The 13,220-nt window shown below is 69.7% G+C and carries 9 protein-coding genes; 4 read left to right on the top strand and 5 right to left on the bottom strand.

Annotation, left to right across the window (positions count from 1 at the left end; genetic code table 11):
- The first annotated feature begins 94 nt into the window (after positions 1–94).
- Together AB0M67_RS26120 and AB0M67_RS26115 are read left to right on the top strand one after the other, a co-directional pair.
- A complete protein-coding gene (locus AB0M67_RS26120; RefSeq protein ID WP_365749181.1) occupies positions 95–580 on the top strand; it encodes an ATP-binding protein in 486 nt (161 codons plus the stop codon).
- A gap of 1,578 nt (positions 581–2,158) precedes the next feature.
- Entirely contained in the window at positions 2,159–3,322 is a 1,164-nt protein-coding gene (locus AB0M67_RS26115; protein ID WP_365749179.1) for a beta-propeller fold lactonase family protein, read from the top strand.
- A gap of 72 nt (positions 3,323–3,394) precedes the next feature.
- On the opposite strand, the gene argS is transcribed toward AB0M67_RS26115, so the two are convergent.
- Positions 3,395–5,152: an arginine--tRNA ligase gene (argS, locus tag AB0M67_RS26110; RefSeq protein WP_365749177.1), complete on the bottom strand. Its 1,758-nt coding sequence runs from the start codon at positions 5,150–5,152 to the stop codon at positions 3,395–3,397.
- 141 nt (positions 5,153–5,293) lie between these two features.
- Between argS and lysS the strand changes: the two genes are divergently transcribed.
- Positions 5,294–7,093: a lysine--tRNA ligase gene (gene lysS, locus AB0M67_RS26105; protein ID WP_365749175.1), complete on the top strand. Its 1,800-nt coding sequence runs from the start codon at positions 5,294–5,296 to the stop codon at positions 7,091–7,093.
- Between the two features lie 155 nt (positions 7,094–7,248).
- On the opposite strand, the gene AB0M67_RS26100 is transcribed toward lysS, so the two are convergent.
- From AB0M67_RS26100 to AB0M67_RS26090, 3 genes are all read right to left on the bottom strand, one after another.
- Positions 7,249–8,763 (bottom strand): DUF2637 domain-containing protein, encoded by a 1,515-nt coding sequence (locus AB0M67_RS26100; RefSeq protein WP_365749173.1) that lies wholly within the window; start codon positions 8,761–8,763, stop codon positions 7,249–7,251.
- Between the two features lie 339 nt (positions 8,764–9,102).
- On the bottom strand, positions 9,103–9,879 hold the full coding sequence (locus AB0M67_RS26095; protein ID WP_365749171.1) for a DUF3558 domain-containing protein: 777 nt from the start codon (positions 9,877–9,879) through the stop codon (positions 9,103–9,105).
- A 128-nt stretch (positions 9,880–10,007) separates the two neighbouring features.
- Positions 10,008–10,829: a DUF3558 domain-containing protein gene (locus tag AB0M67_RS26090; RefSeq protein ID WP_365749248.1), complete on the bottom strand. Its 822-nt coding sequence runs from the start codon at positions 10,827–10,829 to the stop codon at positions 10,008–10,010.
- 240 nt (positions 10,830–11,069) lie between these two features.
- On the opposite strand from AB0M67_RS26090, the gene AB0M67_RS26085 reads away from it, so the two are divergent.
- Positions 11,070–12,263, top strand: coding sequence for an RtcB family protein (locus AB0M67_RS26085; RefSeq protein WP_365749169.1), 1,194 nt, complete (start codon positions 11,070–11,072; stop codon positions 12,261–12,263).
- Positions 12,264–12,336: 73 nt separating this feature from the next.
- On the opposite strand, the gene AB0M67_RS26080 is transcribed toward AB0M67_RS26085, so the two are convergent.
- Positions 12,337–13,110: an SDR family oxidoreductase gene (locus AB0M67_RS26080; protein WP_365749167.1), complete on the bottom strand. Its 774-nt coding sequence runs from the start codon at positions 13,108–13,110 to the stop codon at positions 12,337–12,339.
- Between the last annotated feature and the right edge of the window lie 110 nt (positions 13,111–13,220).

Here is a 13,220-nt window from a genome sequence, read left to right as displayed (position 1 = left end):
TGCGCGCGTACTTGATCCTGGGGCAGCCCGTACAAAAGATCTGTACGGGGTCACCTGGTGCTCAAGTTTAGTTACTCTCCGCGACGATCGCTCCATGACTGCGACAACTCGCCACTCCGTACTCCGGGAGCGCTTCTTCCGCCGCGATCGCCGGTCCGTTCCCGCCGCCAGGCTGTTCACCCATCAAGCTCTCGTCGACTGGGATCTGACCGAGGGCTTCCGCGCGGACGACGTATTGCTGTGCGTGAGTGAACTCGCCACGAACGCGCTGCTGCACGGGGTGCCGCCGGGGCGGGGGTTCCGGCTGAATCTGGAGTACGACGGAGACGTACTCCGTATCGAGGTGCACGACAGCGGACCCGGCGTCCCACGGATCGTTGATTCGGCGGACGGCGAGGGCGGACGGGGGCTGCTCCTCGTCGCGGCGTTCGCCGACAAGTGGGGTGTGGGGGAGCGGAGTCCCGGCAAGGTGGTCTGGTGCGAGTTCGTGGTGGACCGGAAGGAAGCCGACGAGACGACGCCCCCGGCGGTCACGCACCACGCCGAGGGCTGGCTCGGTCTCCTGCTGGCCCGGCCTTAGTGCCCCTCCCCGGTCCTCCGAGGCGCCCGACACTTCCCGATCGAGCTGGCGGGGGGCCCGGAGGGGATCCGTGGATGGGACGGTCCGTTGCCGACCTCGGGTCGGTGGGTGGTCTGCGCGGCAGTGGAGTGGGGCGGCCCGGCACCGGCTCAGCGTCTGACCGTCGTGGGCGGTCGAGACTCATGCCCCGCTGGTGGCGGTTGGTTGTCGGGTGTGGGTGAGGACCGAGGGGTAGTCGGGCTCACTCGGGACGTGTGGATGCGGGTGGGGGCCGCCCCTAGGTTTCAGTTTCGCGGTTGCGGGTTGGGTGTCAAGGGCGCTCCTACGTCGCGTCGGCAAGCCGATGGGCTGCGCCCACCCTTGACACCCAACCCTCCACCGCAAGTGCAGCTTTGAGGGGGGCGGCCCGGGGGGAGGGGTCCCCGGGGAAGCTCCCTTGTCCAAAGGTCCGCTCCCGGCTTTCAGCCCGGTGGGCCCTGCGGGGCTGCGCGGCAGTGGAATGGGGCGGCCCGGCACCGGCAAAGCGACTGACGGCATGTGGGAGGCCGGGACTCATGCCCCGCTGGTGAGGCTGTGTGGGTGGTGGGGTGGCTGTGACTCATGAGGCGCTGATTGGGCGGGTCAGAGGAGGTGATGTGTCGTGGAGACGACTTAACCGAACTCAGGACGCATCACCTGCCTGAGGGCCCCGGAATGGCCCGCCAAACTGGGACATAGGGGGTGGGTGGCGGGTCCGTCCGCCTCGGCTGACAGGTGCACCTGTCAATGGACTGTCACCAGCGGGGCATGAGTCCCAACCCCCCCCACTCACGCCAGGTCGCTGAGCCGGTGCCGGGCCGCCCCATTCCACTGCCGCGCAGACCACCCACCGGCCCGAGGCCGGGAACGGACCCTCCGCACATGGGTGCTTCTCCGGGGACCCCTCCCCCCGGGCCGCCCCCCTCAAAGCTGCACTTGCGGTGGAGGGTTGGGTGTCCAGGGTGGAGCGGAGCGGAATCGGCGCAGCCGACGCGACGAAGGAGCGCCCTTGACGCCCGGCCCGGAGCCGCGAAACTGAAGCCTGAGGGGCGGCCCCCACCCGCCATCAAACCCCCCGGGTCACCCCGACTACCCCTCGGTCCTCACCCACACCCGAAGTCGAACCCCCACCAGCGGGGCATGAATCTCAGCCCCTTCCCGACGGTCAGACGCTTTGCCGGAGCCGGGCCACCCCACTCCACTCCCGCGCGCCCCGCAGGGCCCACCCACCCGAAAGCCGGGACCCGGCCCCCGACCCCCGGCACATGGGTGCTTCCCCGGGGACCCCGCCCCCCGCGTCAGCCGACCAGCGGTCAGCCCAGCACCGTCATGCGCCGTCGTGCGCGGTCACGCGCCGTACCGTCCGGCCACCTCCGCCCCGCCGGGCGTGCGACCGTTCGCCAGCCTTGATCATCCATATGAATTACCCAATGGGCGACGGTCCGCCGACGCGGCCTCCCCTCCCCTCAATATGACGGCGGAATGACGCCCTGTTCCGGCTGCGGTGTACGCCTTCCTCCTAGGAGTCCCCGCCCGGCCGGCCCGACTCAGGAAGAGTAGATGCCGACAACTACCCGCAGATTCACCCGTATTGTCAAGGCCGCCGTGGCCGTGGTCGTCTCGACGGCGGCCTTCGCCGTGCCCGCCACCGCCACAACCGCCCTCGCGACCCCCGCCGCGCCCGCCGAGAACCACGGCAGGGCGGTGTTCGTCCAGAACGACCGTGTCGAAGGCAATCAGGTGATCGCCTACAGCCGCGAGGTCGACGGTTCCCTGCACAAGCGTACGGTTTACGGCACCGGCGGCAAGGGCGGTGTCCTCGGTGGCTCCGTCGTGGACCACCTGGCCTCGCAGGGATCGCTGACGTACGACCATCACCACAAGCTGCTGTACGCGGTCAACGCCGGCAGCAACACGGTCACCGTGTTCGCGGTCGACGGCGACCGGCTCCACCGTAAGCAGGTCATCGAGTCCGGCGGCGTGTTCCCGGTCAGCGTCACCGCGCACGGGGACCGTGTCTTCGTACTCAACGCGCGCGAGGGCGGCTCCATCCAGGGCTTCCGGCTCAAGGAAGGCAAGCTGCACCCGGTCGCGGCCTGGCACCGTGCGCTGCGTCTGGACACCGGCGCCGCGCCCGAGTTCACCCACACCCCGGGCCAGGTGGCCTTCACCCCCGAGGGATCACAGCTCGTCGTCACCACCAAGCTGGGTGGCAACAGCATCGAGATCTTCCACCTCGGCCGTGACGGCGTGCTGTCGCACAAGCCCGTGGTGGACAGCAAGCCGGGCGCGCAGCCGTTCGGACTGACCTTCGACGCGCAGAACCGCCTCGTCGTCGCCGACGGCGTGGAGGACGCCCTCCTGACGTTCCGTATCCACAAGGACGGCCGTACCACCCTGGTCGACGCGGCACCGACCGGTCAGCAGGCCACCTGCTGGGTCTCCCGCACCGGTGACCACTTCTTCGCCTCCAACGCGGGCAGCAACACCGTCACCCGCTTCCACCAGGACCGCGAGGCCCGTCTCGAACGCCTGGGCAACACCCCGACGGGCGTGGGCACGGTCGACTCGTCCATCACCCCCGACGGTCACTTCCTCTATGTCCAGACCGGCGGCGCGGGCGCCGTCGACGCCTTCCGTATCCACGGAGACGGCTCGCTGACCAAGATCAGCACTACCAAGGTGCCCGACGGAGTCGGCGGCGAAGGCATCGTCGCGCTCTGAGAGCACTCTCCCGGAGTGGGAACGGGGCGCCATCGCCGGCCGGCGATGGCGCCCCGTCGTGCGTGCGGAGCGTTACAGGCGCTCGGGTGACTGGATGCCCAGCAGCGCCAGGCCCTGCCGGAGCGTGCGGGCCGTGATGTCGCAGAGGAAGAGACGGTTCTCGACCAGCTCCGCCGGGTTCTCGTCGCTCAGTACGTGGCACTGGTCGTAGAACGTCGTGTAGTGCGACGCCAGTTGGTACAGGTACGCGGCGAGCTTGTGCGGTTCGTACGCCGACGCGACCTCCGCCAGCACCTCGCCGAACTGGTCCACATGCAGGCCCAGCGCCCGTTCGGCCGGGGCCAGGTCCAGCTCCGGGTGGGCCACCGGCTTCGCGTCGCCCGCCTTGCGCAGGATCGACTGGATACGGGCGTACGCGTACTGGATGTAGACGGACGTGTCGCCGTTCAGCGAGACCATCTGGTCCAGGTCGAACTTGTAGTCCCGGGCGGCGGACGTGGACAGGTCGGCGTACTTCACCGCGCCGATGCCCACCTGCTTGCCGCGCTCGGCGATCTCCTCCTCGCTGAGGTCCTTCGCCTTTTCCCGTACGACCGCCGTCGCCCGCTCGACCGCCTCGTCCAGCAGGTCCTCCAGCCGTACGGTCTCGCCCGCACGGGTCTTGAACGGCTTGCCGTCCTTGCCGAGGACCGTGCCGAACGCCAGCTGGACCGCGTGGACCTCGTCGTTGAGCCAGCCGGCCCGGCGGGCGGTCTCGAAGACCATCTTGAAGTGCAGCGACTGGCGCACGTCGACCACGTACAGCAGGGTCGTCGCCGACAGGTTCCGCACCCGGTCGCGGATCGCGGAGAGGTCGGTGGCCGCGTAGCCGTAGCCGCCGTTGCTCTTCTTGACGATGAGCGGGACCTTGTTGCCGTCCGGGCCCTTCACATCGTCGAAGAACACGCAGAGCGCGCCCTCGGAGCGGACCGCGACCCCGGACTCCTCCAGGATCCGGCAGGTCTCCTCCAGCATGTCGTTGTAGCCGGACTCGCCGACGATGTCGGGGTCGCGGATCTCCATGTCAAGCTGGTTGAAGACCGAGTAGAAGTAGATCTTCGACTCGTCCACGAACCGCTGCCACAGGGCCAGCGTCTCCTTGTCACCGGCCTGGAGGTCCACCACCCGGTCCCGGGCCCGCGCCTTGAACTCCTCGTCGGAGTCGAAGAGCGTCCGGGACGCCTTGTACAGCCGGTTGAGGGAGGACATCGCCTCCTCGCCGGAGACGGCGCCCTTGTGGTCCAGCTCGTGCGGGTGCTCGATCAGATACTGGATGAGCATGCCGAACTGGGTGCCCCAGTCGCCGATGTGGTGGCGCCTGACCACGTTCTCGCCCGTGAACTCCAGGATCTCCACCATCGCCGCGCCGATCACGGCGGAGCGCAGATGTCCGACGTGCATCTCCTTGGCCACGTTCGGCTGCGCGTAGTCGATCACGGTCGTGCCGGGGTTCGGCTCGTACGGGACGCCGAGCCGGGCGTCCGCCGCGCGGGCCGCGAGGGTCTCGATGATCGCCCGGTCCGTGATCGTGATGTTGAGGAAGCCGGGGCCTGAGACCTCGACGTCCTTGATCACGCCATCGGCGGGGAGGGACGCCACGACCCGTGTCGCCAGCTCGCGCGGATTGCCCTTGAGCCGCTTGGCGAGCGCCAGGAGACCATTGGCCTGGAAATCGGCCCGGTCGCTTCGGCGCAGCAGCGGGTTCGCGGGGCCGGCCTCCGGCAGGGCTGCCGAGAGGGCGTCCGCGATGCGCTGATCGACGGTCGAAGCGAGGGAAGAGACCGAGGCCATGGGCTGGTGCCGTTCCTGTCGGGTGCGGAATGAAGTCCTGCCCAGTATCCCATGGGGTAACAAGCCATTTTCGCTCTCCCGGGGGGACCTGGGAGAATGGCAGCCGCCGGAAGGTTTGGGCGTAAGAGAGAGAAGAAGGACGTGCCGATCGTGGCTCAGAGCACCGAGACCGACTGGGTCTCCCGTTTCGCGGACGATGTCATCGCCGAGTCGGAGCGTCGTGCGCCTGGCAAACCGGTCGTCGTCGCGTCCGGACTCTCCCCCTCCGGCCCCATTCACCTGGGGAATCTCCGTGAGGTCATGACCCCGCACCTGGTCGCGGACGAGATCCGCAGGCGTGGCTACGAGGTCAGGCATCTGATCTCCTGGGACGACTACGACCGCTATCGCAAGGTCCCGGCCGGCGTTCCCGGTACGGACCCGTCCTGGGCCGAGCACCTCGGCAAGCCGCTGACGTCCGTGCCCGCCCCGGCGGGGTCGGCGTATCCGAACTGGGCCGAGCACTTCAAGGCGGCGCTGACCGAGGCGCTGGCCGAGCTGGGCATCGAGTACGACAGCATCAGCCAGACCGAGCAGTACACCTCGGGCGCGTACCGCGCGCAGATCCTGCACGCGATGAAGCACCGCGCCGAGATCGACGCGATCCTCGACCGCTATCGGACGAAGGACAAGCCGAAGAACGCCCCGGAGGGCCAGCAGCAGGGCCAGCAGGGCCAGCAGGGGCAGAAGGGGCAGCAGCAGGGGCAGAAGCAGGGGCAGAAGAAGCCCGAGGAAGCCGAGCTGGAGGCCGCCGAGGGCTCGGGCGCGGCGGCCGAGGACGACGGCAGCGGCGGGGCCGCCGGCTACTTCCCGTACAAGCCCTTCTGCGGCGGCTGCGGCAAGGACCTGACCACCGTCACCGCGTACGACGACGAGACGACCGCGCTCACCTACACCTGCACGGAGTGCGGCTTCTCCGAGACCGTCCTGCTGAGCGAGTTCAACCGCGGCAAGCTGGTCTGGAAGGTCGACTGGCCGATGCGCTGGGCGTACGAGGGCGTGATCTTCGAGCCGTCCGGGGTCGACCACAGCTCTCCCGGGTCCTCGTTCGTCGTCGGCGGGCAGATCGTGCGCGAGATCTTCGGCGGTGTGCAGCCGATCGGCCCGATGTACGCCTTCGTCGGGATCTCCGGGATGGCGAAGATGTCGTCCAGCAAGGGCGGCGTGCCCACCCCGGCCGACGCGCTGAAGATCATGGAGGCGCCGCTGCTGCGCTGGCTCTACGCGCGGCGCAGGCCCAACCAGTCCTTCAAGATCGCCTTCGACCAGGAGATCCAGCGGCTCTACGACGAGTGGGACGCGCTGGAGCGCAAGGTCGCCGACGGTTCCGTCCTGCCGGCCGACGCCGCCGCGTACGCCCGTGCCGCGGGCACTGCGGCCGGTGAGCTGCCGCGCACGCCGCGCCCGCTGCCGTACCGCACGCTGGCCTCGGTCGTGGACATCACGGCCGGTGCCGAGGAGCAGACCCTGCGGATCCTCAGCGAGCTCGACCCGGCGCAGCCGCTGGCCTCGCTGGACGAGGCGCGTCCCCGGCTGGACCGCGCGCAGAACTGGATCACCAGCCAGGTGCCGGCCGAGGCGCGGACGGTCGTGCGCACCGAGCCGGACCGGGAACTGCTCGACTCGCTCGACGCGCGGGGGCGCGAGTCGCTGCGGCTGCTGCTGGAGGGCCTGGACAGCCACTGGTCGCTGGACGGGCTGACCACGCTCGTCTACGGCGTGCCCAAGGTCATGGAGGGGCTGGCTCCCGACGCCAAGCCCACGGCCGAACTGAAGACGGCCCAGCGGTCGTTCTTCGCGCTGCTCTACCGGCTGCTGGTCGGCCGGGACACCGGGCCGCGGCTGCCCACGCTGCTGCTGGCGGTGGGCGCGGACCGGGTGCGGAAGCTGCTCGGCGGCTGAGGCCGGGCGGGCTACGGCCGGTAGCGGTCTGATCAGTGACGGTCTGATCAGTGACGGTCTGATCGGTCACGGTCTGATCGGTCACGGTCTGAATCAGTGACGCGGAAGGGTCCTCGCCCGGTGGGTGAGGACCCTTCCGGGCGTGTGCGGTCCGGCTACGCGATGTGCTCGTCCAGCTCCGACTGGTACCGGAAGCGGAAGTCCTTGAGGTAGGGGCGGAGCGAACTCTCGCTCAGCGGGCCGCCGGTGCGGCCGGTGATCCCGTACAGATCGAGCAAGTACAGCCCGAACTGGCGGCCGTTGGGGAAGTCGCCGTGCTCGCTGATGTACTTGCGGAAGGCGCTGAAGTACGCCTCCTCGCGGGAGAGATCGTCGGGGAGGGCGGGGACGGGCAGTTCCTCGGGCTGGTCCTGGACGGGGGAGGGCTCGGCGTACTGCCGCTGCTCCGCCGTCCGTTCGGGGATCTGCTCCGGCTCCGGGGCCGAGTACGGGCCCTCCACGCGCTGACCGGGTACGCCGCCGAGCGGGCGGCTGCGGCCGGGACCGGCGGGGATCATGACCGGCGAGGGGTCCTGGCCTTCGGCGTACGCGGGGTTGTACGCGCCTTCGTACGCAGTCTCCTGCACCTGCGGGGCCGCGAACCAGGGGCTTGTCTGGGGCTGGGGCTGAGGCTCGCTTTGGGGCTGGGGTTGCTGCTGGGGCTCGGGCTGCTGGGGGTGCTGGGAGTGCTGGGGTTGCGGCTGCGGCTGGAAGTCCTGTGTCTGTGCCTGCGCCTGTGCCTGCTGCTGCCCTTGGTCCTGGTCCTGCTTCCGCAGCTGCGGGGGTATCTGCTGCTGGGGTTGCTGCTGTTGAGGCTGGGCCTGTGTCTGCGCCTGAGTCTGGGGCTGCGGTTCCGTCCGCTCCGGGGACGGCACCGCGGCGGGTATCTCGCCCCGGCCCTGCGGGAGTTCGGCCACCGGGGGCGCGGGCGGCAGCAGCACCGGTTCGATCCCGGCGGCGGCCAGCCCCGACGGCGCGGTCTCGGCGAGCGGCACGCCGTACTTCGCGAGCCGGAGCGGCATCAGCGCGTCGATGGGCGCCTTGCGGCGCCAGTTGCGGCCGAACCGCGCCTGAAGGCGCGACTGGTAGATGAGCCGGTCCTGTTCGAGCTTGATGACCTGCTCGTACGAGCGCAGCTCCCACAGCTTCATCCGGCGCCACAGCATGAACGTGGGAATGGGCGAGAGCAGCCAGCGGGTGAGCCGTACGCCCTCCATGTGCTTGTCGGCGGTGATGTCGGCGATCCGGCCGACCGCGTGGCGCGCCGCCTCGACGGAGACGATGAAGAGGAGGGGGATCACCGCGTGCATCCCGACGCCCAGCGGGTCCGGCCAGGCAGCGGCGCCGTTGAAGGCGATGGTCGCGGCCGTCAGCAGCCATGCCGACTGGCGCAGCAGCGGGAACGGGATCCGCATCCAGGTCAGGAGGAGGTCGAGCGCCAGCAGGACGCAGATGCCCGCGTCGATACCGATCGGGAAGACCAGGGAGAACTGCCCGAAGCCCTTGGCCTCGGCGAGTTCGCGCACGGCGGCGTAGGACCCCGCGAATCCGATCGCGGCGATGATCACCGCTCCGAACACCACGATTCCGATGAGAATCCGGTGCGTGCGTGTCAGCTGCATCGCGGCCACCCGCGATCTCCTCCCGTATTCGGCCTGTATAGGGCGTCAGGTACTCGACAACAATCACTCGACGACCCGACACCCGGCGGGCACAGCCTGGCACATGAGTGTGTACGGCGTGGCGCGGGGAGCGGAGCCCGGCCTTCGGGAGAGGTCCGGGCCCCGTGGATAAGCGGAGGAAACGACCCGTGGCGGACGGGCGCGGACGGATCAGGGCGAGCGGCCGGGCTCGGTGGCGTCGGATTCGGACTCGGCGCGGGAGTCGGCGTGGGCGTCGGACTCCGACTCGGCGTCGGACTCGGACTCCGACTTCGACTCGGCGTCGGACTCGGACGGCTTCGGGCAGCCTCAGCCGGCCTTGGTCGACGCCGACGGGGCCTCGGACCCGGCCTTCGAGCTCTCCCCGGCGCCCGGCGCGTCCTCGGAGCCCGCGGCGACCGCCGCGACAGCCTCCTTGGCCGCCTTCTCCGCGTTCTTCGTCAGATCGGCGGAGCTGGGCGACTTCGCGCCCGCGTAACCCGCACCGTTGTAGGTGAGGGTGACCACGACATTCTCCGCGCGGGCCACGATCGTGGCGTACGCGAAGTCCTCGTCGGTCTTGTTGAGGGTGTACGTGACCAGCGTCGCCTGGTCGCCGATGCCGGCCGTGGCGACCGACTTGAGGCTCTTGGCGCCCGCCGTGCCCTGGGCCCCGGCGACCTCCTTCGCGTAGTACTCGCCGGCGCGCTTGGCGCCGCTGCCGAGTGTGGCGTCGGAGTCGTACCGCATGAGGGAGACATCGAGCCAGCGGTACTGCGAGCCCTTGACGCCCTTGTCGTCCAGACCGTTCCAGGAGCAGCTGCCGCGGGTGTCGATGTCGCTGGACTTCGCCGACGTACCGCCCTTGTTCTTGACCTTGGGAACGAGCGAGCCCACCGTCTTCTCGCCGATCGTGTCGCAGGCGTCGGGGAGCCCGCTGTACTTGGCCGGGGTGACGCTCGGGGCCGGTGCGGCGCTCGGGCTCGACGAGGAGCCGTCGGCGTCGCTCTTGCCGCCGGAGTCGGACGAGCAGCCGGCGACGACGAGCATCACCGGAACGGCTGCGCAGGCGAGTATGCGGGTGAGTCGCGAGGCTGAACGGTGCATGGTTCCTTCAGTCGGTCGGTTGTCATACGGTCCGATCGGCCACGGTAACCGCCGAGCCGGGTCCGCGGGCTTTCCGAGCGGGAGTCCGGGCCCCGCGCGCCCGGGGCGGGCGGCGGGGACGGGAGCGGCTATTCGTTGAGCTGCTCGTTGAGCGTTTCGGCCAGTCTCCGCGCCTTGTCCTGCAGTTCTTCGCTGTCGGGGACCACGGCGAGATGAGCGGACTGCTCGGTGTACCGGACGGTCACGATCACATTCGATGTGCGGAACACCACGCTCACCGTGCGCCGCTGAGCCGCCGCGCCGGCGCGGGCGAGAACATCGTCCAGGAAGGCGTTGTCGCCGGGGCTGTCGAGGACGCGCGGTTCGAGGCCGTCGGGGGTCGTGTCGCCTGACGGCGTCCCGGAGGGCGTGCCGGAAGGGGTCCCGGAACCGGAGGGGGCGCCGGTCTGCGGGCTCGTGCCGAGGGCGGTGTCCGTACCCGTACCGACGCCCGTGCCCGCGCCGGAACCCGAGGCGGTGGGAGTGCCGCTCGGCGTCCCGGAGGCGTTGGACGCGGGCAGCCCCGCGGCGGTCTCCTTCGTCGTGTAGACCTCACGCGCCCGGTCGGCGTCGCTCACGGCCGGGTCGTACGACACGACGCGTTCGAGGTCGATCATCAGCTGGTTCGAGGCGTCGGGGGAGGCGGCCTTCCAGCTGCACCCGACGCGGCGGTCGGTGTCGTACGTCACGGAGGCCGTGCCGTCGTACGCCTTCGCCTGCTGGTCCTCGGGGAGCGAGGCCGCGCCGGGCAGCAGATCCTTGAGCATGGAGCGCGGTACGGAGCCGCAGGCCTCGCGGAGCGTGCGGTATTTGCCGGGCTGAGCGGCGGTGGCGGTGGTGGGGCCGCCCGGCTTGGTGTCGGTGACGGCGCCGTCCGCGCCGTTCCCCCCCGAGCAGCCGGCGACCACCATCACGAGGAGCGCCGCCAGGCCGGGTACGTACGCCTTGCGCGCCTTTGGCTGCACGGTCCCGGGCTCCCTTCTGTACGGGGTTCCGCGCGGGGCTCCGCGCGAAAACTGCTTGCCGCCGTATGACGGTCGATGGACACAATGTCTATCGCACGCAACGCCGTCGATGCTGGTCGGCTGTCTCTTTTGACGGCTCTGGTTCCGGCTTTTGCGTTATGAGACTTTCGGGGGAATCGAGGGGTTATGTCGTATGTAGAGATGCCGGGCGCGAAGGTGCCGATCCGGATGTGGGCGGATCCCGCGACGGTCGAAGAGGGCGCCATGCGGCAGCTCCGGAATGTTGCCACACTGCCCTGGATCAAGGGCCTCGCCGTCATGCCGGACGTGCATTACGGCAAGGGCGCGACGGTCGGTTCGGTGATCGCGATGCACGGGGCGGTCTGCCCGGCGGCGGTGGGTGTGGACATCGGGTGCGGGATGTCGGCGGTGAAGACGTCCCTGACGGCGAACGACCTGCCCGGTGATTTGTCCCGGCTGCGCTCCAAGATCGAGCAGGCGATTCCGGTGGGCCGCGGTATGCACGACGAGGCGGTGGACCCGGGACGGATGCACGGATTCGCGACGACGGGCTGGGCGGATTTCTGGGGGCGGTTCGACGGGGTCGCCGATTCGGTCAAATTCCGTCATGAACGCGCCACGAAGCAGATGGGAACGCTCGGATCGGGCAACCACTTCATCGAGTTCTGTCTCGATGAGTCGGATTCGGTCTGGCTGATGCTCCATTCCGGATCACGGAACATCGGTAAGGAACTGGCCGACCACCACATCGGCGAGGCCCAGAAGCTGCCGCACAATCAGGGGCTGATCGACCGGGACCTCGCGGTCTTCATCGCGGACACCCCGCAGATGGCGGCATATCGGAACGATCTCTTCTGGGCGCAGGAGTACGCGAAATACAACCGCGCGATCATGATGGGGCTCTTCCAGGACGTGGTCCGCAAGGAGTTCAAGAAGGCGCGGGTGACCTTCGACCAGGTCATCTCCTGCCACCACAACTATGTGGCGGAGGAGCGGTACGAGGGCATGGACCTGCTGGTCACACGGAAGGGCGCGATCCGTGCGGGCAGTGGCGACTTCGGCATCATCCCGGGCTCCATGGGGACGGGCTCGTACATCGTGAAGGGCCTGGGGAACGAGGCGTCGTTCAACTCGGCGTCGCACGGAGCGGGCCGGAGGATGAGCCGCAACGCCGCCAAGCGCCGGTTCTCGACGCAGGACCTGGAGGAGCAGACCCGGGGCGTGGAGTGCCGTAAGGACTCCGGCGTCGTGGACGAGATCCCGGCCGCGTACAAGCCGATCGAGCAGGTCATCGACCAGCAGCGGGATCTGGTCGAAGTAGTGGCGAAGCTGAAGCAGGTCATCTGCGTGAAGGGTTGAAGCGGCCGGGCCTCACGGCCCTGTACGGGATGCCGTGGCGCCCGGCCGTTCCGATCCGCCGCCGCCGGGGGCGTCACAGTTCGCGGTGGACCTTGGAGTTGGAGGCCTGGGCGCGGGGGCGTACCACGAGCAGGTCGATGTTGACATGGCTCGGGCGCGTGACCGCCCAGGTGATGGTGTCGGCGACATCGTCGGCGGTGAGGGGTTCCGCGACGCCCGCGTAGACCTTCGCCGCCTTCTCGGTGTCGCCGTGGAAGCGGGTGGTGGCGAACTCGTCGGTCTTGACCATGCCGGGGGCGATCTCGATCACCCGGACCGGTGTGCCGACGATCTCCAGGCGCAGGGTCTCGGCGAGGACATGGGCGCCGTGCTTGGCCGCGACATAGCCTCCGCCGCCCTCGTATGTGCCGAGGCCGGCGGTGGAGGAGAGGATCAGGACCGTGCCGTCGCCGCTCGCGGTGAGGGCGGGCAGCAGCGCCTGGGTGACGTTGAGCGTGCCGAGGACGTTCGTCTCGTACATCCGGCGCCAGTCCGCGGGGTCGCCGGTGGCCACCGGGTCGGCGCCGAGCGCGCCCCCGGCGTTGTTGATCAGGACGTTCACGGCGGGGAAGCGGTCCAGCTCGGTGGCGAAGGCGTCGACGGCCGCGCGGTCGGTGACATCGAGGGCGTACGCGGAGGCGCGCTGCCCGGCGGCGGTGAGTTCGGCGGCGAGCGCCTCGATACGGTCCGTGCGGCGGGCGGTGACGATGACGTGGTAGCCGGCGGTCGCGAGGTGGCGCGCGGTGGCGGCGCCGATGCCACTGCTCGCTCCGGTGATGACGGCGATGGGGGTCCCCGTGGCGGTCATGACGTAACTCCTCGCGCGTGTGATCGATGATCGATGTCGGACCCGGCCAGGATAGGCGGGGCCGAACTCGCCGTCCGGCTGGAGCCTGGCGATGAAGCCGTACGAGCCGA

Origin of the sequence: Streptomyces sp. NPDC051662, assembly GCF_040681655.1 — a bacterium.
Taxonomy (GTDB): Bacteria; Actinomycetota; Actinomycetes; order Streptomycetales; family Streptomycetaceae; genus Streptomyces.
This window is presented reverse-complemented; position numbering and strand designations above follow the sequence as displayed.